At 62.1% G+C, this 20,974-nt stretch carries 20 protein-coding genes and 1 pseudogene; 8 read left to right on the forward strand and 13 right to left on the reverse strand.

The window, feature by feature from the left end; genetic code table 11:
- Positions 1–47 precede the first annotated feature (47 nt).
- A complete protein-coding gene (locus tag AC0VX3_RS16950) occupies positions 48–2,084 on the reverse strand; it encodes an oxidoreductase (RefSeq protein WP_475521496.1) in 2,037 nt (678 codons plus the stop codon).
- 168 nt (positions 2,085–2,252) lie between these two features.
- On the opposite strand from AC0VX3_RS16950, the gene AC0VX3_RS16955 reads away from it, so the two are divergent.
- Complete coding sequence (locus AC0VX3_RS16955; protein WP_475521497.1) at positions 2,253–2,900, forward strand: TetR/AcrR family transcriptional regulator; 648 nt, start codon at positions 2,253–2,255, stop codon at positions 2,898–2,900.
- An 87-nt stretch (positions 2,901–2,987) separates the two neighbouring features.
- On the opposite strand, the gene AC0VX3_RS16960 is transcribed toward AC0VX3_RS16955, so the two are convergent.
- Entirely contained in the window at positions 2,988–3,470 is a 483-nt protein-coding gene (locus tag AC0VX3_RS16960; protein WP_342894380.1) for an Lrp/AsnC family transcriptional regulator, read from the reverse strand.
- Positions 3,471–3,638: 168 nt separating this feature from the next.
- A complete protein-coding gene (locus AC0VX3_RS16965) occupies positions 3,639–4,262 on the reverse strand; it encodes a uracil-DNA glycosylase family protein (RefSeq protein WP_475521498.1) in 624 nt (207 codons plus the stop codon).
- Positions 4,263–4,405: 143 nt separating this feature from the next.
- On the opposite strand from AC0VX3_RS16965, the gene AC0VX3_RS16970 reads away from it, so the two are divergent.
- Entirely contained in the window at positions 4,406–5,962 is a 1,557-nt protein-coding gene (locus AC0VX3_RS16970) for a sensor histidine kinase (RefSeq protein ID WP_475521499.1), read from the forward strand.
- Between the two features lie 102 nt (positions 5,963–6,064).
- Here the strand turns inward: AC0VX3_RS16970 and cobT are convergent, their stop codons facing one another.
- Complete coding sequence (gene cobT / locus AC0VX3_RS16975; RefSeq protein ID WP_475521500.1) at positions 6,065–7,090, reverse strand: nicotinate-nucleotide--dimethylbenzimidazole phosphoribosyltransferase; 1,026 nt, start codon at positions 7,088–7,090, stop codon at positions 6,065–6,067.
- A gap of 106 nt (positions 7,091–7,196) precedes the next feature.
- Here cobT and AC0VX3_RS16980 point away from each other — a divergent pair, with 106 nt between their 5' ends.
- The 4 genes from AC0VX3_RS16980 (at position 7,197) to AC0VX3_RS16995 (ending at position 10,288) form a co-directional block, all read left to right on the forward strand.
- Complete coding sequence (locus AC0VX3_RS16980) at positions 7,197–8,081, forward strand: adenosylcobinamide-GDP ribazoletransferase (protein WP_475521501.1); 885 nt, start codon at positions 7,197–7,199, stop codon at positions 8,079–8,081.
- A gap of 35 nt (positions 8,082–8,116) precedes the next feature.
- Positions 8,117–9,322: an alpha/beta hydrolase gene (locus AC0VX3_RS16985; protein ID WP_475521502.1), complete on the forward strand. Its 1,206-nt coding sequence runs from the start codon at positions 8,117–8,119 to the stop codon at positions 9,320–9,322.
- Between the two features lie 73 nt (positions 9,323–9,395).
- Positions 9,396–9,578: a DUF1289 domain-containing protein gene (locus AC0VX3_RS16990; protein ID WP_475521503.1), complete on the forward strand. Its 183-nt coding sequence runs from the start codon at positions 9,396–9,398 to the stop codon at positions 9,576–9,578.
- On the forward strand, positions 9,575–10,288 hold the full coding sequence (locus AC0VX3_RS16995) for a retropepsin-like aspartic protease family protein (protein ID WP_475521504.1): 714 nt from the start codon (positions 9,575–9,577) through the stop codon (positions 10,286–10,288). The genes AC0VX3_RS16990 and AC0VX3_RS16995 overlap by 4 nt, the downstream gene beginning before the upstream one ends.
- A 27-nt stretch (positions 10,289–10,315) precedes the next feature.
- Here AC0VX3_RS16995 and dusA read toward each other — a convergent pair whose 3' ends face one another.
- Together dusA and AC0VX3_RS17005 are read right to left on the reverse strand one after the other, a co-directional pair.
- Positions 10,316–11,329, reverse strand: a complete 1,014-nt coding sequence (gene dusA, locus AC0VX3_RS17000) for a tRNA dihydrouridine(20/20a) synthase DusA (RefSeq protein WP_475521505.1) — start codon at positions 11,327–11,329, stop codon at positions 10,316–10,318.
- Between the two features lie 93 nt (positions 11,330–11,422).
- Positions 11,423–11,692 (reverse strand): annotated as a pseudogene (locus tag AC0VX3_RS17005) (transposase); the annotation flags it as partial.
- 171 nt (positions 11,693–11,863) lie between these two features.
- On the opposite strand from AC0VX3_RS17005, the gene AC0VX3_RS17010 reads away from it, so the two are divergent.
- Positions 11,864–12,745, forward strand: coding sequence for a DMT family transporter (locus AC0VX3_RS17010; protein ID WP_475521506.1), 882 nt, complete (start codon positions 11,864–11,866; stop codon positions 12,743–12,745).
- 65 nt (positions 12,746–12,810) lie between these two features.
- On the opposite strand, the gene AC0VX3_RS17015 is transcribed toward AC0VX3_RS17010, so the two are convergent.
- From AC0VX3_RS17015 to AC0VX3_RS17030, 4 genes are all read right to left on the reverse strand, one after another.
- Positions 12,811–13,617, reverse strand: a complete 807-nt coding sequence (locus tag AC0VX3_RS17015; protein ID WP_475521507.1) for a hypothetical protein — start codon at positions 13,615–13,617, stop codon at positions 12,811–12,813.
- 269 nt (positions 13,618–13,886) lie between these two features.
- A complete protein-coding gene (locus AC0VX3_RS17020; protein ID WP_342894318.1) occupies positions 13,887–14,951 on the reverse strand; it encodes a TRAP transporter substrate-binding protein in 1,065 nt (354 codons plus the stop codon).
- Positions 14,952–14,976: 25 nt separating this feature from the next.
- Positions 14,977–16,533 (reverse strand): TRAP transporter large permease, encoded by a 1,557-nt coding sequence (locus AC0VX3_RS17025; RefSeq protein WP_475521508.1) that lies wholly within the window; start codon positions 16,531–16,533, stop codon positions 14,977–14,979.
- On the reverse strand, positions 16,530–16,967 hold the full coding sequence (locus tag AC0VX3_RS17030; RefSeq protein ID WP_475521509.1) for a TRAP transporter small permease subunit: 438 nt from the start codon (positions 16,965–16,967) through the stop codon (positions 16,530–16,532). Before AC0VX3_RS17030 ends, AC0VX3_RS17025 begins: the two co-directional genes overlap by 4 nt.
- A 411-nt stretch (positions 16,968–17,378) precedes the next feature.
- On the opposite strand from AC0VX3_RS17030, the gene AC0VX3_RS17035 reads away from it, so the two are divergent.
- Complete coding sequence (locus tag AC0VX3_RS17035; protein WP_475521510.1) at positions 17,379–17,921, forward strand: redoxin family protein; 543 nt, start codon at positions 17,379–17,381, stop codon at positions 17,919–17,921.
- A gap of 106 nt (positions 17,922–18,027) precedes the next feature.
- Here the strand turns inward: AC0VX3_RS17035 and cydX are convergent, their stop codons facing one another.
- Genes cydX through AC0VX3_RS17050 form a run of 3 tightly spaced genes read right to left on the reverse strand, consistent with a single transcriptional unit; the run spans position 18,028 to position 20,925 of the window.
- Entirely contained in the window at positions 18,028–18,147 is a 120-nt protein-coding gene (gene cydX, locus AC0VX3_RS17040; RefSeq protein ID WP_342894314.1) for a cytochrome bd-I oxidase subunit CydX, read from the reverse strand.
- 12 nt (positions 18,148–18,159) lie between these two features.
- A complete protein-coding gene (gene cydB, locus AC0VX3_RS17045) occupies positions 18,160–19,317 on the reverse strand; it encodes a cytochrome d ubiquinol oxidase subunit II (protein ID WP_475521511.1) in 1,158 nt (385 codons plus the stop codon).
- A gap of 6 nt (positions 19,318–19,323) precedes the next feature.
- Positions 19,324–20,925, reverse strand: coding sequence for a cytochrome ubiquinol oxidase subunit I (locus tag AC0VX3_RS17050; RefSeq protein ID WP_475521512.1), 1,602 nt, complete (start codon positions 20,923–20,925; stop codon positions 19,324–19,326).
- Between the last annotated feature and the right edge of the window lie 49 nt (positions 20,926–20,974).

The raw sequence follows: 20,974 nt of genomic DNA on the forward strand, positions 1-20,974 counted from the left end.
TCCCTGTCAGACGCACGGACGATTTTTTTGCCGCAGCGCAGCATTCGTCAGACATCCTTCACAAGGCGCAGCGCGTCGTAAATCGCCGCATGGGTGTTGCGTGCGGCCACGGCGTCGCCGATGCGGAAAAGGGCGAACGTGCCGTCCGGATTGGCGTCCAGCGGTTGAGGCCGCCCGAAGATCAGCGCATCCTGACTGACCGAACCGAGATTCTTGGAATGCGGTTTCAGCTCGAAATAGAGATCGTCCATCGGGATGGTGCCATGGTTGACGACAATCTGGTCGAAGTCCCGTTCTTCGCAATGCGCAGAGTAGTCCGTGCCGATCACGGCGGTCAGCATGTTGCCGGACCGGCGCACTGCCTTCAGCCGATAGGTCACGGTGAAACGGACATCCCTGTCCTGAAGCGCCCGCATATAGGGTACAAGGTTCATGGCCATGACATCGGGCGCGAACGAACGGTCCGGTGTCATGATCTCCACATGCGCGCCGGATTTCGCGATGATTTCCGCGGCCTGCAGCGCCGCGTGATCGCCCGCGTCGTCATAGACGAGCACCCGCCTGCCCGGTTTCACATCCGAGGCGATGATATCCCAGGACGAAATCACCAGGTCGTTGCCCTCGCTCAGGACTTCGGTGTGCGGCAGACCGCCGGTTGCAACGATAATCGTATCCGGATTTTCCTGTTTTATATCTTCTGCTTCCGCGAATGTATTAAAGCGAAACTTTACGCCGTGTGCCATGCATTGCTGCATACGCCAGTCGATGATCGAGATCATTTCCCGGCGCCGCTCCGACTGGGCCGTCAGGCGCACCTGACCTCCCGCATCAGGCGCGGCTTCGAACACGCAGACATCGTGTCCACGTTCGGCGGCAACCCGCGCGGCTTCCATGCCTGCCGGCCCTGCCCCGACGATGACGACCTTCTTTTTTATATCCGCCGGAGGGATCTCGTGCGGCATGGTCAGTTCGCGGCCCGTTGCAGCGTTGTGGATGCACAGGGCATCGCCCGCCTGGTAGATGCGGTCGAGGCAGTAGGTGGCGCCGACGCAGGGCCGGATGTCGCCTTCCCGCTTTTCCGCGATCTTCCTGACGATCATCGGATCGGCCATATGCGCCCGTGTCATGCCGACCATGTCGAGCAATCCTTCCGCGATCGCGTGCCGGGCCGTCGCCACATCCGGGATCTTGGCGGCATGAAAGGTCGGCAAACCGATGTCCCGGCGGATCTTGCCGGCAAAGTCCAGATGTGGCGCGTTGCGCATGCCCTGCACCGGGATCACGTCGGTCAGTCCCGGATCGGTGTCGATATGCCCCCGGATGACGTTGAGAAAGTCGATCTGGTCCGTCGCCTTCAGGCGCCGCGCGATCTCCAGTCCCTCCTCCGGCGCGATGCCGCCTTCCAGGTCCTCGTCGGCGGTGAAGCGGACACCGACGATGAAGTCGTCGCCGACACGCTGGCGAACCGCATCGATCACCTCCAGCGAGAACCGCATGCGGTTCTCCAGCGACCCGCCGTAGGGCCCATCCAGCGTGTTGGTGACCGGGGACCAGAACTGGTCCATCAGGTGGCCGTAAGCCTGCAACTCGATGCCGTCCATGCCGCCCGCCTTCATGCGCTCCGCGGCATCGGCATAGTCCTCGATGATGCGGGCAATGTCCCAGTCCTCCACTTTCTTGGGAAAGGCCCGGTGCGCCGCTTCGCGTTGATGGCTCGACGACACCGCCGGCAGCCAGTCCCCCTTGTTCCAGTGGGTCCGGCGCCCCAGGTGGGTGAGCTGGATCATCACCGCGCAGCCATGATCATGACAGGCATCGGTCAGGCGCCTGATCCAGGGCACGACCTCGTCCTTGTAAGCCAGGATGTTGTTGAAGACGGGCGGGGAATTTCGCGAGACCGCGGCCGACCCGGCCGTCATCGTCAAGGCGACGCCCGCCCGTGCACGCACCTCGTGATAGGCCCGGTAGCGGTCCTTGGGCATGCCGTCTTCCGGGTAGGCCGGTTCGTGCGAGGTGATCATGATCCGGTTTTTCAGCGTCAGATGCTTGAGCTTGTAAGGCTGCAGCAACGGATCCTTCGACATGCGCGTCCCTCTTCCTGTTTTGTGCCGCTTTGCGGAAACCCTCTGCCTGCGACACTAGTGACAGTTCAACATTGTTGAAAAGACGCAAAAACGACATTCATGTCGTTTTTGTCGACATAAGTGTCAATTTTGATTGCCGGTGTTTGGCGGCTCTGGTATCGGAGCCTCATGAACACTGTCCTGATCGAAAAGTCATCCGGCTGGCGCGGGTCCCGCGAGATCTGGATCGAAGCGGCCTATCAGGTGCTGCTTGACAGCGGGATCGACGCGGTCAAGGTGATGCCCTTGGCCGAACGCCTCGGATTGTCCCGCACCAGTTTTTACGGGCATTTCTCGGATCGCGAGGATCTGCTGAACGCCCTGATAAGACTGTGGCAATCGAAGAATACGGGCAACCTGATCAAGCGGACCGAGGATTACGCGGAAACGATTACCGAGGCGATCCTGAATGTCTTCGATCTCTGGCTGCTGCCGGACCTGTTCGACACGCGCCTGGAATTTGCGATGCGCAACTGGGCGCACACGGATCCGGACCTGGCGAAGATGCTGGAGGAAGCCGACACGATCAGGGTCACGTCCCTCGAAGCGATGTTCAGCCGCTTCGGGTTCGAGCCGGCCCACGCGAACATCCGGGCCAACACGATCTATCAGACCCAGATCGGGTATATTTCAATGGTCAAGGACGGACCGAGCGAACCGCTGGAACCGCGTCTCAGGCGCATGCCCACTTACGCGGAGATCTTTTCCGGCCAGCCGGTTTTGGACGCCGAACGCGCCCGCTTCCTTGCACGCCATCCCCTTCACCCGGAAACATGAGGTCCCCGCTGCCCGGGCCCGTGGATCGACGACCCGCCGGGACGCGCCCGGAACGACCCATCCGGCATCCAGGGATCCATCCGGGCGTTACTTGGACTTGGGCTTCTCCGCCGCGACATAGGCGAGTGGCAGGGCCGTCGTGTTCTTGATCTGCTCCATGGCGAAAGTCGTCGAGACATCCGAGATGTCTATCTTCGAGATCAGCTTCTTGTAAAATTCGTCATAGGCCTCAATGTCCGGCACGGCGACCCGCAACAGATAGTCGACCTGGCCTGCCATGCGGTAGAACTCGACCACCTCCGGGAACTCGCGAATGACGTCGGCGAATTTCTTCAGCCAGTCTTCCGAGTGCTGGTTGGTGGTGATGGCGACGAAGGCCGTGACCTTGGCATTGACCTTGCCCGGGTCCAGCAGGGCGACCCGTCCGGTAATTACGCCATCTTCTTCCATTTTCTGGATACGGCGCCAGCACGGCGTGGTCGACAGACCGACCCGACGGCCGACCTCGGCCACCGGGACGGTGCAGTCTTCCTGCAGAATGGAAAGGATACGGCGGTCGATACGGTCGATCATTGCTCACAAATCCGGTTTCGGCGGCGATTTTCCCACCTGAGGCAATCCGCGCTCTTGGGAAATCATTTTACCTGAAGATAAAAATCCGTACCTGAATTTCAACCGAGTTGTCAATTCAAGCCAAATTGAGAATTATTTTCGAACATCTAGCAGTGTGCCGAGGGATCACGTCAGGCGCGCGACCTCACGCCGGAGCACCGGCAGCAGGTCGGCCTCGAACCAGGGGTTCTTTTTCAGCCATGCATTGTTGCGCCAGGATGGATGCGGGAGCGGCAGCACCGCAGGCCTGCCGGCGCGTCCAACGTCGAAATGAGCGCGCCAGTTCGCCACCGTCTCCGTCATTGTCTTCTGCCGTTCCCCGCCCAGATGATAGGCCTGCGCATATTGTCCTATGACGAGGATCAGCTCGATCCGGGGCATTGCCGCGAACAGCCTGTCATGCCAGGCCTTGCGGCATTCGCGCCGCGGCGGCAGGTCGCCCCCCTTGTCGTCGAGCCCCGGGAAACAGAACCCCATCGGCACGATCGCAAGTTTTTCCGCGTCGTAGAAAACGTCCTCGCCGACCCCCATCCAGGCACGCAACCTGTCGCCGGAGGGATCTGTGAACGGACGGCCGCTCCGGTGCACGCGTGTTCCAGGGGCCTGACCGCAAACACACAGCCGGGCCGTCCGCGATACCTGCAGGACCGGCCGGGGCACGTGCGGCAACGGGGTTTTCTCGGGCGCCTCGACGCAGATGCGGCAGGCGCGCACGTCGCTGACAAGAGCTTCAAGGTTCGCTGGCTTCATCGTTTCCGGCAAGTAGTTGCACCTTGGTACAGGCGGTTAACCGTTCCCTTACCACGATCCTGAGGACGATCTTAAGGAATGGTGAGTCAGATTGAACAAACACGCAGTATCACAATAACAAAATCAAAACATCCGGGCGGCACATGGGCAACCTTGCGTCAGATACAGGCGCCGACAAAGACGCCATCAACGAACAGCGAGCCATTCGCCGGCGGGCAATGGCACGGTCCGCGCGGTCTGTTCACAGCCGCCTCGGGGCGCAGGACAACCGGCATACAACTTTCGATCTCGAGCGCCAGCACCTGTTCGCGGACACCCGCATCAATGCAGCCTATGCCGTTCCACTGCTGGCCCTGATCGTCGCGGCGATCTCCGTCCTGTGGCTCGACCCAGTGTTCATCGGTGTCTGGTTCACCCTTACCCTGTGCACCCATTTTCTCATGGTCTACACCAGCCATGCCTTCGAGAAAGCGCCCTCCGACCAGAAGGCCCGAATCTACTGGCGGCGGCGTTTCACACTCGGAGATTTCATCTATGGCTGCAGCTGGGCATTGTTCTTCCTGATGCCGAAAGCCGGTGAAGCCAGCGACGGTCTGGTGATCTTTCACTTCGCGACCCTGCTGATCGTGGTCGCCATGAATACGATGCAATCGGCGACGCTGCCGAAATGCCTTCTGGCCAGCACCCTGCCGATGACCCTTGTGGTGACCGTCAGTTTCCTGAAACAGGTCGACCCGATCCATTACACGCTCGCCGCGATGGCCATCGGCGCCCAGGGGTTCTTCTTCATTCTGGGCAACCAGTTGCTCAAGAATGCCAACACCATGCTGGAATACCGGGCGGACAAGGACCACTTGATCGCGGAGCTGGAGACGGCGAACGCCTCGTCGGACGAGGCGCGGCGGCGCGCGGAAGCGGCCAACCTTGCCAAGTCACGGTTTCTGGCGACCATGAGCCATGAACTGCGCACACCGCTCAATGCCATCCTCGGTTTCTCGGAAATCATGAAGGATGAAGTGCTCGGCCAGATGCACAACAAGACCTACCGGTCCTATGCCGACGATATTCACGGCTCCGGGCAGCACTTGCTGAACCTCATCAACGAGATCCTCGACCTCTCGAGGATCGAAGCCGGGCGCCACGAACTGCATGAGGAATCGCTCTATCTCGACGACATCGTCGAGGAATGCGCCAGCATGATGAATGTGCGTGCCAAGGCCAAGTCGGTCGCGCTTCATCACACCCACGAGCCGGGCCTGCCCCGGGTGTGGGCGGACGAGCGCGCCATACGCCAGGTGGTACTGAACCTTCTGTCCAACGCGGTCAAATTCACGCCTGTCGGCGGCGACGTTCGGATCATGGTCGGGACGACACCGGACGGCGGTCAGCATGTGTCCATCAGGGACAGCGGCCCGGGCATTCCGGAAGATGAAATTCCGACCGTGCTCGAGGCCTTCGGCCAGGGATCCCACGCGATCAAGAGCGCAGAACCGGGAACCGGTCTCGGCCTGTCCATCGTGCAGGCCCTGGTGAGCATGCATGACGGCAGGTTCGCCCTGAAATCGAAACCGGGCGAAGGCACCGAAGTGACGGTGACCCTGCCGCGGGCCCGGATCATGAACTATTCGCTGGACGTGGACTGGGCCGAACCGGAAAACCGCGACGACGGCCCCCCGGCGGACAAGGCCCACTCCGCCTGACCCACAGAGCGCCGGGCGCATTCAGGTGAGCGGCGCCCTGGACCTGGCCTGAACACCCCTCCTGATCGGGAGACGGAACCAGTCAGGTCCACTGACCGGGACTCAGGCGCCTTTTTCCGCGACACCCGCGTCGGCAAAGGTCGCCATGCCGGAATGCATTTCGGCGGCCGCCTTGGCGATCCCGGCCGCCAGCACGGCGCCCGATCCTTCCCCCAGACGCATGCCGAAATCGAACAGGGCCTGCTTGCCCATGTGGTCCAACACCCTGGAGTGCGCCTGTTCCGCGGAAACATGGGCGAACAGGCAATGATCGAGGCCGGCAGGATCCATGGCATACACCACGGCTGCCGCCGCCGTTGTCACAAAGCCGTCGACTATGACCGGTACGCGCTGCAGACGCGCCGCTATGATCAACCCGGCCATGGCGGCAATTTCACGGCCACCGATGCGGCGCAGGATTTCCAGCGGGTCTTTCTCCCCACCCAGACGCGCGACAGCCGCCGCGACCGCGTCGCGCTTGCGGGCAAGACCCTCGTCGTCGACACCTGTGCCGCGTCCGACCCAGTCGCCGGCCTCGCCGCCGAACAGCCCGTTGAGGACCGCCGCCGCGACCGTGGTGTTGCCGATGCCCATTTCACCAAGGCAGATCAGGTCGATACCGCCCGCGAGCGCCTCCATGCCATAGGCCATGGTGGCCGCGCAGTTGGCTTCGTCCATGGCATCTTCGCGGGTGATGCTCGGAGTCGGCATGTCCACCGCCAGATCGAACACCTTCAGGCCAATGTCATAAGCCCGGCACAACTGGTTGATCGCCGCACCGCCAGCGGCGAAGTTCTCGACCATCTGACGGTTGACCGAGCCGGGAAACGCGGACACGCCCTCATCGGCGATGCCATGGGCGGTTGCAAAGATCCCCACGAGCGGACGGGTGATTTTTGGCGGCGCCTTGCCGGACCAGGCAGCGAGCCATTCGGCGATTTCCTCCAGCCGACCGAGCGATCCGGCCGGTTTGGTCAATTCGGCATCCCGCGCCCTGACCCTGGCGAGGGCTTCCTCGTCCGGTCCGGGCATGGAATGCACCAGGTTGCGGATATCCTGAAAGGGAAGCGCGGTCTCGGAGAGGGACATTGGGTTCTGGTTCCGGTTTGAGCGGCGGCAACGCGCCGGCACTTGGTCTCGCTAGGGAGCTGATCTATAACCCGTCCTTGAAAAACTCAAGCGCGGGACCGGCCTGATGACCTCCGAATCCGACCAAACACCTGATTCAGGACAGAAAACACGGTCCGACAAAACCCGGGATCAGGCGGTGGTCTTTGCCAAGGCGCTCACAGGAGTGCTTACAGGCTTCGCCGCCGACACGGCCGCCTGTATCCGATTCTTTTCCCGCTTGCCGCTTCCGGCGGTCAATGCGTCGGATGATCCAGCAGCCCTGCCGGATTTTGCCCGGATCGCGCGCGCCGCACCGCTGGCTGGCACCGCCATCGCGCTGCCGGCAGCGGCGCTCGGGATCCTGCTCGGATTTTCCCACCTTCCCGAGCTTGCCGTGGCCGCCATCACGATCGGCCTGCTCGCGCTCACAACAGGAGCGCTTCACGAGGACGGCCTGGGCGATGTCGCCGACGGTTTTTTCGGCGCAGCAAGCCGCGAGAAGCGGCTCACGATCATGAAGGACAGCCGCATTGGCGCCTATGGCGCTCTTGCGCTGATTGTGACGACAGTCTTGCGCGTCGCGCTGCTCGCCGCGCTGTGGCAACGGCTCGGTCCGGCAGACGCTGCCCTCATCCTGCTGGGCAGCGAGGCCCTGAGCCGTGCCGTGCTGGTCTGGCAATGGCAGGTCCTTCCCCCGGCCCGCCCTGATGGCCTCGCCGCCCGGTTCGGCAAACCCCTGCCTGAAACCGCCCGCCAGGCAATCTTAGTGGCCCTGATCCTGCTCTTGCCGGCCGCTCTGCTCCTGCCTCTGCCCGCCCTGTCGCTCGGCCTGCTGCTCGCGGCCGGGGTCGCGCACATGACCGGACGGCTTGCCCTGACCAGGATCGGCGGTGTCACGGGGGATGTTTTGGGCGCAATTCAACAACTCAGCGGACTTGGTTTTCTCACCGGCGTGCTTATGTTGCCGTGACCAGCGGCACAATGCCTTCAGGACATATCGCATTCATGCTCAAATTGAACCGGACCCATCAGCGCCGACGCCCGGTCACGCAAGCGCTCACCGCCACAGCCCTTGTCGTGACACTGGCGCTGGTAACGGCCTGCAGCGGACGGCCCGGAGCCGGTGCGCTTGCCCTGAACACGGATCCGGCGCCCGACGCGCGGGTCAGCGATATCCTGATCGCGACAACCCGAGAGCGGGACAGCCGCCCGGGCAGCTATTTCAGCGGTGAACGCGCGACCGCAGTCAGTTATGCGGAAGCCTCGATCTCGGTGCCGCCGTCCCACGTCCCCGGAGAGATCGAGTGGCCTGCAAGCCTGCCGGGCAATCCGGACAAGGAATTTGTTGCCCGGGACGCCGGCTACATTGCCGACAAGGCTGCTTTCCGGCAGGAGATCAACGAACGCCTGGCGGCCATGCCACAGGGAAAACGCGAGATCCTGGTGTTCATCCACGGCTACAACACGCGCTTTCCCGAGAGCCTCTACCGTTTCACCCAGATCGTTCATGACTCCAGGTTCGAAGGGGTGCCCGTGCTTTTCACCTGGGCATCGCGCGGCAAGTTGCAAGATTACGTCTATGACCTGAACAGTGCGGCGATCGCACGTAGCGCGCTTGAGGAAACACTCGTCGAGCTTGCCCGTTCAAAGGCGGACAATATCACAGTTCTGGCCCACTCCATGGGCAACTGGCTGCTGATGGAAACGGCTGTCCAGATTCGGCCCGAAAACCGCGGCCTGCTGAGCCGCGAGATCAACAACATCGTGCTGGCCGCGCCCGACATTGATGTCGACCTGTTCAAGGCGCAACTGAAGAAGATCGGCAAACCGGCAAAACCCTACACCGTGATCGTCTCCAGGGATGACAGGGCGCTGCGGCTGTCGCGCAGGATTGCCGGCGGCAAGGAACGCGTCGGCGCGTATTCCGACGACCAGGAGCTCGCCGAACTGGGCGCCATCGTCGTCGATGTCACGGACCTGGAGTCGCTCGACGGGGCGCATCATACCAAGTTCGCGCAACTGGCGCAGTTCAGACCGGAACTCGTGACGACCTTCAGCCAGTCGGCTGTGGCCTCAAACACCGACCAGAACCGGGGCGCCGGTCTCGGAGGTGATCTCGGCAGTTTCGTCGGACAGACCGCCGAGGCCGCCGTCACCCTGCCCATCCGCGTGATCACGGCCCCCTTCACCTATGCTGCCGGAGGTCTGTGACGGGTCCCATGTCTCGCACAATTGTGCCCGTTTCAGTCTTGGCAAAGCCACAATCTGCCGCCATATCCGCCTGATGAAGTCACCGTGCAACAAAACCTGCCTCATCGACCGGCAAAGCGGCCTGTGCGCGGGCTGTCTGCGCACAGCCGGCGAAATCGCGTCCTGGGCAAGTTACAGTGACCGGCAACGCGCCGACATCATGGCGGACCTTGCCGACCGGCGCCTGCCGGGCGGTGCTGCAGGCGGGCGCCGATGAGCGGCCCGAAACGCTTTCGCGGATTTGTGGTGGTGGTGCTGATCGCAGTCATGGCGATCGCTGCGTACTATGCGTTTTTCGGTGATCCCACCGATCCCTCGAATGTCAATTTCGACGACACCGGCCCGCGCTTCGTCGCGCTATCCGCTCTTGCCTTCGTCTTCCTGGGAAGTTTCATCTTCGGCCAGCCAAGGGTCCGGGAAATCATCCAGGGAACGTTGTTCTGGGGCGGGCTTTGCCTGTTGCTGGTCACCGGCTACACCTACCGGACAGACCTGGTCCAGGTCGGCTACAGGGTCCTGGGGGCGCTGTCGCCCGGCCTTGCGGTGAGCCAGCCGGACGGCACCATCCTGATCGTCCGGGATGCCGGTGGGCATTTCGTTCTGGACGGACGCACCAACGGCACCAGAACGCAGTTCCTGCTCGACACGGGCGCCAGCGCTGTGGTGCTGACCTTTGAAGATGCCCGCCGCGCCGGCTTCCGGAAACAGGATCTGTCCTTTACCGTCCCCGTGTCGACCGCCAACGGCCGGACGATGGTCGCACCGGTGCAGATTGAGGCGATCACGATCGGCGATCACACATTGCGCAATATTCGGGGTTTCGTCGCGCGCCAGGGTTCGCTGGAGGCAAGCCTGTTCGGCATGAGCGCGCTGGACCGGCTGCAAGGCTGGCGGATCGAGGGTGACAGGCTGGTTCTGTCGCCGTGACGGCAGCGCGTCCCCTGCGCGCGCGACCTATTCCGCGGCAGCAAGCTCCGCGTTGGCGGGGCTGACGGCTGCAAGCGCCCGTTCGACCACTTCCAGGCCTGCCCCCGGTTTGATCGCGTCCACAGTCAGGATGCGCCGCCACGAGCGCGCGCCGGGAAGGCCGTGAAACAGGCCCAGCATGTGCCGTGTCATGTGCCCCAGCCTGACGCCGCCGGACAGTTGACCATCGAGATAGGCCAGATGCGCCCTGACAGCCTCCCAGGGCGACACATCGGGCTCGTCCGTGCCATAGAGCCGGCGGTCGACTTCGCCCAGGATCTGCGGTGTATGATAGGCGGCGCGCCCGAACATCACCCCGTCGAACGTGTCGAGACAGGGCTGCGCCTGGTCGAGCGTCTGCAGACCGCCGTTGAGGCCGATGAATTTTTCCGGCAGGCGCTGTTTCAGTCTGACGACGCGGTCATGATCGAGCGGTGGAATGTCCCGGTTCTGCTTCGGGCTCAGCCCCTGCAGCCAGGCCTTGCGCGCATGCACCCAGAGTGCGTCGGAACCGGCGGCGAAGACAGCATCCGCCATGCGGTCGAGCGCTTCCTCCGGGTCCTGGTCATCGACGCCGATCCGGCACTTGACGGTGACGGGAATGTCCACTGCGGCCTTCATCGCCGCGACGCAGGCCGCCACCAGGTCCGGTTCCGTCATCAGGCAGGCGCCAAACCGGCCGGATTGGACCCGGTCCGAGGGACAGCCGACGTTGATGTTGACCTCGTCATAGCCGAAGTCCTGAACGACCCGCGCAGCCTCGGCCATGTCCTTCGGATCCGAACCGCCGAGCTGGCAGGCAATCGGGTGCTCGATATCGGAAAAGCCGAGCAGATGCTGCCGGTCGCCGTGGATCACCGCCCCGGTGGTCACCATCTCCGTATAAAGCAGGCCGTGCCGCGTCAACGCCCGGTGAAACGCCCGGCAATGCCGGTCGGTCCACTCCATCATCGGGGCGATGGCGAGTATTTTCGCGTTATTTTTCAGAGTTTTATGATACATTTCAATGAATTCAGGCAGAGAGTGACGTGCGCGGAATTAGCTCAAGTTGCACGGGCTTGTACCTTATTTGATCTCGTATTGCACGGGAAACGCACGGACAGGCCTCAGAGCTTCCGTTTGACGAGCCTGGAGCATTTCCTTGTCCACAGACAGGTCCGCGACGATCTCATTGAGCCAGGTATTCTGCTGCTCCCGGAGCCGCTTCATCTCCGACGGCATCAGCCCTGCGTATTTCTTGCGCCAGTTGACGTACGTTGCCTGACTGATCCCAGGCTCACGGCAAATCTCCGCGACCGGAACACCTTCTTCCCCACGCTTCACAATGAACGCCTCCTGCGCATCCGAAAACTTCGACGCCTTCATCAAGTCCGCTCCTTCCCAGCCAGGAAAATCGTCGCGGAAAACTCTAACTCAAATCGAAGGCATTTAGCGGGAGCAGACCAACAGGTCGCGCACCCTCCATTTGTGGTCGAAACCCGGCTTGCCACCCCGAGCGGGCGATGTTTATCTGCCGGTCCCGGGGGAGGCCAAGTCATGCAATCAGCCACATCCGTCAGTCGCAACCAGGTCACTATCGGCATCGTGATGATGACCGCGGGTGTGGCCTGCCTGTGTATCAACGATGCCATCGGCAAGACGCTGACGGAGGGCTACCCGCCCGTGCAGATCCTCTTTCTGCGCAATGTCATCGCCCTGCCCGTCGCCGTCCTGGTTGCCCTCACGATGGGAGGCCCCGCGGCATTGCGCTCCGTCCGGCCCGCCGCCCATCTGCTACGCGGCCTGCTCTGGCTGCTGGCGGCGACGATGTTCTTCACCAGTTTCCTCTATCTCGGACTGGCAGAGGCGACGGCGCTCATTTTCGCCATGCCTGTTTTCGTGACGGCGATCTCGGCACTGGTGTTGCACGAACCGGTCGGCTGGCGGCGCTGGTCGGCCGTTCTTGTCGGGTTTGCCGGCGTTCTGATCGTCGTGCGCCCCGGCTCGGGAACCTTCCAGACCGCCTCGCTTCTGCCGGTGGCGACCGCTTTTGTCTACGCGCTGCTGATGCTCAGCGCCCGCTGGGTCGATCCGCGCGAGAGCGTGTGGACACTGATGGTCTATCTGGTTGGGGCGGGCGCTCTCCTGAGCGCGCTGGCCATGCCGTTTTTCTGGGTGCAGCTCCGGCCCGGGGACATCTGGCTTTTTCTGGGTATCGCCCTGTTCGGCACAACCGGCATCACCCTGATGACCCAGGCGTTCCGGCTGGCGCCGGCCACAGTGGTGGCCCCGTTCGACTACACTGCGCTTCTGTGGGCGACCCTGCTGGGCTATCTTCTGTGGGCAGAAATTCCGGATCTGGCCACCTATATCGGCGCAGCGGTCATTATCGCGAGCGGCATCTACATCGTCTACCGCGAGCGGCAGGCGGAACCCTGAACCTTTCCGCCGGCAACCACGCCAGCGCCGAGAGTTCCGGCCGCCTGCCCTGCGCTGTCCTGTCCCTACGGCAGGGCGATGCGGTTGGCCGCGGACCAGACATTGGGCGAGATATCGCAACCCAGGCCGAGTTCCTTGAGCCTTTCCGACCGCTGGCCGACCTGGTAAGGGCCGTCGAAAACCGGACATTGGCATGTCGTGAGGCCATTTTCGTCCTGCTTGCACGGCGCCGTCATGCAGCCCGCGTATTTCCCGCCGTCGCAGGAGGTCGACCCGAAGGCGTGCTGGGAAGCGTTTTCGAAGCTGAATGTCGAGATCAGCGTCACATCCGTCAGGTTCTCATAAAGGGTCTGCCGCGCGCCGGTCCTGGCGTCGCCGAGCATTGAACAGACGTCCGCCTGCTGACAGCCCTCCCCCTGAAATTCCGACCCGGCGCACGTGCCCAAGTTTACCAGATTGAGGCATTTGTCTCCCAGCGGTCCGCATTCCTCGATCGTTGCCCGATTGACGTCTTTCTGCAGAATGCTGGTCATCAGCACATAATTGAACTGAAGCGCCAGCCCCAGAGGGCTCTCGTCGGGAATGGCGGGAAGGTCGGTCACCGCATAACAGGTGCACGCGGCGGCCTCGGCCCCATCGGCGTCCATCTCGCACGGCATGACCGGAGGATTGGAGTAACGCCGGCTCGGCGTCGCGATTTCCGGTCCGGAGTAATAACAAAGCGCGTAGACATTGCCGCGGCAGGCGAGAAACTGCGTCGGCACGGTCCAGCTGTCCGACCGAGGCGGTGGCAGATCTTCCGTGGCGACCGCGGCAAACGGGGCGTACCCGATGCCCAGCATCAGCACAATTGTTGCGAAAAGGCCCTTCATGATCTTCCTCCAAAATTGGTGTCGAGAAAAGTCTTTTGATTGTGATTATTCCATAAATCTATCATAGGTTGTTTATGTGACCAATGCGCTCCAGCACGCTTCGCGGTTCGGAAAATTCGGATGATTTTGAGGGGAGCGTTCCGGCACGTCGTTGCCGGATGAACCGGCGCCTGGACCGGTATCTTCGCAGCAGCCTCTCCCTGACAATGCGCCGGGGAGAGGCTGCTGATAAACGCGACCGAACGAAAAACGACGGCCTGTCGGTTCTTCTAGAGCCTCTGGGTGAAGGTCGCGGCCTTCACCAGAGAGGCGTAGTCCTTGGCCAGTTCCAGAAACGTATCGTAGCTTTTCTGGACTTCGGCGAACGCCGGGTTGGCGGACGCATTCTCGGCCATCACCTCGGCGACCGCTGTTTTCAATGCCTTGATGACATCGTCCGGAAACGCCGCGAAGGTAACGCCGTCTTCCTTCAGCTTGCGCATGGCAACCGCGTTGTAATAGTCGAACTGCGCCGTGGTCTCGCTCGAGGCGGCCTCGGCAGCGTTGGCGATGATCGCCTGCAGATTGGGCGGCAGGCTGTCATAGGCTTCCTGGTTGACGACGATCTCCAGGGCGGCGGACGGCTCGTGGAAGGCCGGCACATAACAGTATTTGGCGACCTTCTGCAGGCCGAAGGCCTGGTCCAGCATCGGTCCGACCCATTCGGCTGCATCGATGGCACCGGACTGGAACGCCGGGAAGATTTCCGGAGGCGGCAGCAGTACGGCGTTGACGCCGACCTTGCGCATGGCCTCGCCGCCGAGACCGGCGATGCGCATGTTGAGACCGGCCAGGTCGTTCAGGCTTTCCACCGGCTTCTTGAACCAGCCGGCCGCCTGCACGCCTGAGCTGCCCGAATAAAACGGTTTCAGACCGCGTTCGGCGTAAATGCCGTCCCAGAGTTCCTGGCCGCCGCCATAACGCAGCCACGCGGTGGTCTCCACTGCCGTCATGCCGAAGGGAACGGCGGAAAAGAAATGCAGCGCGGAGTTTTTCGACGCCGAGTAATAGGGTGTCGAATGACCGATTTCCGCGGTGCCCTGTTCGACGGCATCCTCGACACCGAAGGGCGGCACCAGTTCACCTCCGGAAAAGACCTTGAAGGTCAGTTGCCCGTCGGACATGGCCGCGACCCGGTCCGCGAAAGTGGTGACATTGGTGCCGACACCCGGCGCTTTCGCAGGGAAAGACGTCGGCAGCTTCCACTCGATCTTGCCCTGGGCGACGGCCGGAGCCGCCAGCAGGCCGGCCGGTGCCGCAATCGCCCCGGCCTTCAGGAATTCGCGTCTTTTCATGGTGTTCTCCTCCACTCCTCAACAGTTAAAACAGAACCTCGGGCAACAGCGTCGCAAGTGCCGGAAAGGCGGCGACCAGACCAAGCGCCAGAAGTTGAATGGCAACAAACGGTATCACCGCGACATAGATGTCGGTCGTGCGTATTTCCGCCGGTGCCACGGACCGGAAATAAAACAGCGCAAACCCGAATGGCGGCGTCAAGAAGGATGTTTGCAGGTTCATCGCGATCAGCACGGCGAACCAGACCGGACTGATGTCGGATTGCAGGATGATGGGTCCGACAATCGGCACGACAATGAAGATGATTTCGACGAATTCCAGAATGAACCCGAGCAAGAAGATCACCAGCATGGTCAGCACCAGCATGCCCCAGGCGCCGCCCGGAAGGGACTGCAGCAAATCGGCCACGAGTTCGTCGCCGTTGAAACCGCGAAATACCAGCGAGAGAATGCTGGCCGCAATCACGATTCCGAAGATCATGCCGGTGATCGTCACGGTCTCCCGCAGCGCAGGCAACAACATGCCGCCGCGCAGGACCGCCCCGGAGGCCGCCAGCAACAACGCGAAAGCCGAGCCGGTCAGGACCAGCGACAGGACCGTCGCCGCCGAGAAGTCGATGTGGCCACCGCTGAATTCCAGGCCGAAGCCCCCTGCCCGGCGCAGCAGCAACAGCACCACCGCGAGACCGGCACAAGCAATGGCCAGGCGGGCGGCGCGCCCTCCCAGGCCCGCGGCGGCAATCAGGATCGCGCCCGCGACCCCGACGCTGGCGGCTTCGGTCGGCGTGGCGATGCCGACAAGAATGCTGCCGAGCACCGCGACGATGAGACCGAGCGTCGGTGCGATGTTTCCGATCAGCTCGAGCGCTGGAACCTGCCGCCGCTCGACGGCCTGCTGTCCTTGTGTTGCGGCCCCCCGCAGCCGCAACAGAACGTAGGCGCCGTAAAGGACGACCAGCAACAGCCCGGGCAGGAGCGCGCCGGCGAACAGATCCCCGACGGTGACCGGATCGGGCGCGAAGTTGCCGGCTTCCTGTTGCGCCTCGAAATAGGCATTGGAAATCTGGTCCCCCAACAGGATCAGCACGATCGAGGGCGGAATGATCTGACCGAGCGTGCCACTGGCGCAGATCAGGCCGCTGCTCAGGTGCTTGTTCACCCCGGCTGCAAGCAGCGCGGGCAGCGTGATCGTGCCCAGCATGACGATCGTGGCACCGATGATGCCGGTCGAGGCCGCAATGAGCGCGCTGACGAGGACAACCGAGAGCGCCAGCCCCGCCTGGTTGCCTCCAAGCGCCGCGCTCATGCTTTTGAGCATCTTTTCCGCCTGGCCGGATTTCTCGATCAGGAGACCCATGAGGATAAACAGCGGCACCGCCAGCAGCAGCGGATTGGACATGATGCCGAAGACGCGCTGCGGCACGGCCTGAAAGAACAGAAGATCGAAATCACCACAGGCCGCCGCCAGCAGCGCAACCAGTGCCGGGGCGCCAGCTATCGCGAGCAGAACCGGGACCCCGCTGAGAATACAGGCGAACACGGCCATCGCCATGAAGACCAGCCAGAGAATGTCCGCGCTCATGGCGCCGTCCGCCGAAAAGCGCCGATCAACTGTCGCAGGACTAGAAGAACCACCAGAACCGGCAGTACAAGCAGGCAGGTCTTGACCAGGAACAGCCCGGGAAGCCCGCCCGTTTCAGGGGATCCTTCCAGGATCGCCCAGGAACCGCGCACCAGCGGGAAGGCCGTCCAGGCCATCAGCGCGAAAATCGGCAAGGCGAGCAGAAGACTACCCAGAACATCAATGATGCCATTGGTGCGCTCCGACCAATTCTGGCGGAATACATCCACCCGCACGTGCCTGTCCTCGTCAAAGGCAATCGTGACCGACAAGGCGGCCAGGGCCGCGAAGGCATAATTCACCGCGTCCTGCATTTCCAGGAAGCCGAAGCCGAGCAGATAGCGCATGAGAACCATGGCGAGCTGCCCGAAAAACACGATGGCGGCCAAGATCATGCAGAGCCGTTTCACTGCCCGGAATACTGTTCGCATCGACCCTTGAAATCCTGAGGCACCCGATAGATTGCGCTCCCCGCCACCCGGTGGCAAGGCACGCGCTGCCGCCACATTAGATGGCGGAATTATTCATGTATACAATGATTTGAGGGAAAAGCCGACGAACGGTGAATTGCGCTGCACAGGCCGTTGATCCGCCAAGCCCCCGGCCTTGACGCCGCATTCTTCCGCCCGCGGCCGGCCTTGCCGGATATTGCAGAGCAAAATGAATTGCGGCATCGCAACAAATGCGCTACGCGAGAGTCCTCTTCCGCTTCAGGGTCCCGGAGCTTCCCCCCGCATTTCCTCCCGCGGCGCAGGCACGATCCAGGGCCCTGAATATCCCGACCACAACCAATTCTGGAGTGAGAGATGCTCGGCAAAAAAGTTCCTTCCGTTACCTTCCGCACGCGCGTCCGTGACGAGGCCATCGAGGGCCCGAACCCGTACCGCTGGGAGGACAAGACCAGCGACGACTATTTCAAGGGCAAAAAGGTTGTTCTGTTCTCCCTCCCGGGGGCCTTCACGCCGACCTGCTCCACGTTCCAGCTGCCGGATTTCGAGAAGCTCTTCGAAGATTTCAGGGCAGAAGGTGTTGACGCGATCTACTGCGTCTCCGTCAACGACGCCTTTGTCATGAATGCCTGGGCCAAGGCTCAGGGCATTGAAAACGTCAGCGTCATTCCGGACGGCTCCGGAGAATTTACCCGCAAGATGGGCATGCTTGTCGCCAAGGACAATCTCGGCTTCGGCATGCGTTCCTGGCGCTACGGCGCGGTCGTCAATGACGGTCTTGTCGAGCAGTGGTTCGAAGAAGAAGGCTTTTCCGACAATTGCGAAAGCGACCCTTACGGGGTGTCGTCGCCGCAGAACATCCTCGAGAAGCTGCGTGCCGCCAAGGTCCAGGTGGCCTGAGGGCACACTGCCTCACGAGACAAACGGCCCCGGCTTTCCAGCCGGGGTTTTTTGTTGCCGAATTCCCGGCGGGACGGATCCGGGTACGGGACGCACCCACCAGCGGCTACTGCTGCTCTTCCAGCCGGCGGCGTTCGTCCTCGGAACGCAGTTCCAGCCACATGGCGTTCAGGATCGCCACGCAACAGGCCAGCGGCATTCCGAGGATCCAGGCAAAGTACCACATGTTTCGGTGTCCTCAGTAAGCAGTGTGATTGTCGCGTTCGATGGTTTCCTCGTCCACCTTGCCCCACAGGACCTTGTAGACCCAGGCGGTGTAGACGAGAATGATCGGGAGAAAGATCGCAGTCGCCACCAGCATGTTGAACAAAGTTCGATGGGTGGAGGACGCGTCCCAGACGGTCAGGCTGGCCTCGGGCTGAACCGAAGACGGCAGAATGAACGGGAACATCGACACGCCGACGGTCGAGATGATCCCGAGCACCGCCAGTTTCGAAAATGGAAAAATCAGCATCTCGAGACGGGTCTGGAGCAGGGCCAGCGTGCCGAGCATGCCGAAAAAGCCGAGTCCGGGAGCCAGCCAAAGGATCGGGTGGGCCGCATAGTTTGCAAGCCAGGCACCGCCCTCGATGACCGCCTGCTTGGCAAGCGGATTGGCCTGCATGTCCGGGTCCACCACGGATGTGATGCGGAAGCCTTCGACATAACCCGATGCGATCAGATAGCCACCGAGCGCGAACAACGCGATCCCCAGAACGGCGGCCAGGGTTCCGGTCCGGCGTGCGCGTCTGGCGATATCGCCAGACGCGCACATTACCAGCCAGACGGAGCCATGCATGACCAGCATGGTGACGGAGAGCACGCCGCACAACAGCGGAAACGGCGAGAACAGGCCGAAGAACGAGCCCTCGTAGGTCATGCGCAGGTCATTGTCGAGCGTGAACGGTATCCCCAGAAGCACGTTGCCGACGGCAACGCCGAACACCAGCGCCGGAACAAAGGAGCCGGTGAACAGCGCCCAGTCCCAGGCTGTCCGCCAGGACGGATCGGGGCGCTTGGAGCGATACTTGAAGGCGACAGGCCGCAGGATCATCGCCGCCAGCACCACGAACATGGCCAGATAGAAACCCGAGAAGCTGATGGCGTAAAGCGGTGGCCAGGCCGCGAAGATCGCTCCCCCGCCAAGAATGAACCAGACTTGGTTGCCTTCCCAGGTCGCGCCGATCGTGTTGATGACGACACGCCGTTCTATGTCGGTTTCGGCGATGAAGGGCAGCAACGTGCCGACGCCCAGATCGAACCCGTCCATGACCGCGAACGCGATCAGGAGCACGCCGAGCAGCAGCCACCAGATCATTTTCAGCACCGAGTAGTCGATCAATTCGTAGAGAACCATTTCAAATCACTCCGCTGGAACCGGGGTCACGCCGGCGACCGGCCGGGCGGGTGCAGGAGATGCCTGTTCGGTGTCGCCGTCCTCCGGACCGATCCCGATGTACTTGATCATCAGGGCGATCTCGATCACCAGCAGAACGCTGTAGAGCACGACAAAGCCCACGAGTGTCATCAGCACCTCGGTGACGCTGAGACTGGAGACGCCGACCGATGTCGGCAGCATGCTCTCGATAATCCAGGGCTGGCGGCCGTATTCGGCAACGAACCAGCCCATCTCGCAGGCAATCCAGGGAAGCGGGATCGACCAGACCGCGACATGCAGCAGCCAGCGGCGGTTGTCACGCAATCCGTCGAGCTTTCCGGACGAGGAATAGTAAAAGAACACGGCGGTCAGCAGAATGAAGAAGAAGCCACAGGCCACCATGATCCGGAAGGCATAAAACATCGGCCAGACTTCCGGCACGGTCGTCCAGGCAGCCGCGTCCACCTGTTCCGTGGTCGCTTCCATGGGATTGTCGGTGAAGGGCAGCAGCAGGTAGGCATATCCGAGCGAATTCTCGTTTTGCCGGAAGGTCTCGCGCACGTCTTCGCCGGCATTCGCGGGGTCCTGACGGATCTTCTGAAGCGCGTCCCAGGCGATCGCCCCCTGACGGATTCGGTCCTTGGTGCGGTCCACCAGGTCCTTGATACCCGGAATGGACGTGTCGAGAGACCGGGTCGCGATCAGCCCCATGACATAGGGAACCTCGATCGCGAACATGTTTTCCCGCTTGGCCATGTCCGGCCAGGCGACAACGTTGAACGCGGCCGGTGCGGGCTCGGTGTCCCACATTGCCTCGATGGTCGCGAGCTTCATTTTCTGGTTCAGGTTGGCTTCATAGCCGCTTTCGTCACCGAGCACGACGACGGAGAGGGCCGATGCAAACCCGAAGGCGGACGCAATCGCGATCGACCGCTTGGCGATCTGGAGATGGCGGCCTTTCAGCATGTACCAGGCCGAGATGCCGATCATGAACATGGCAGCGGTGACATAGCCGGCGGATACGGTGTGCACGAATTTGGCCTGGGCGACCGGATTGAACAGCACGTCGAAGAAGCTGGTGACTTCCATGCGCATGGTGTCGGGATTGAATTCCGCCCCCACCGGGTGCTGCATCCAGCCGTTCGCGATCAGGATCCAGAGCGCGGAAAAATTGGTTCCGATGGCAACCGCCCAGGTCGCGGCCAGATGCTGGCGCTTTGAAAGCTTGTCCCAGCCGAAGAAGAACAGGCCGACAAAGGTGGCTTCCAGGAAAAACGCCATCAGGCCTTCGATCGCCAGGGGCGCACCGAAGACGTCGCCGACATACTGGCTGAAATAGGCCCAGTTCATGCCGAACTGGAATTCCATGGTCAGTCCGGTCGCCACCCCCAGCACGAAGTTGATGCCGAACAGCGTTCCCCAGAACTTGACCATCCGCTTCCAGACCTCGCGGCCCGTCATCACATAGACCGTTTCCATGGTCGCCAGCAGGATCGACAACCCGATCGTCAAGGGCACGAAAAGAAAGTGATAGAGCGCTGTCATGGCAAACTGGAGCCGGGACAGGTCAACGACGCTTAGTTCCATCGTATTTCCCCTTTTCAGGTCCGGCCGGACCTGAGCATGTAACAAGCCG

It is taken from the genome of Roseibium sp. QJM3NY_11 (genome assembly GCF_056173175.1).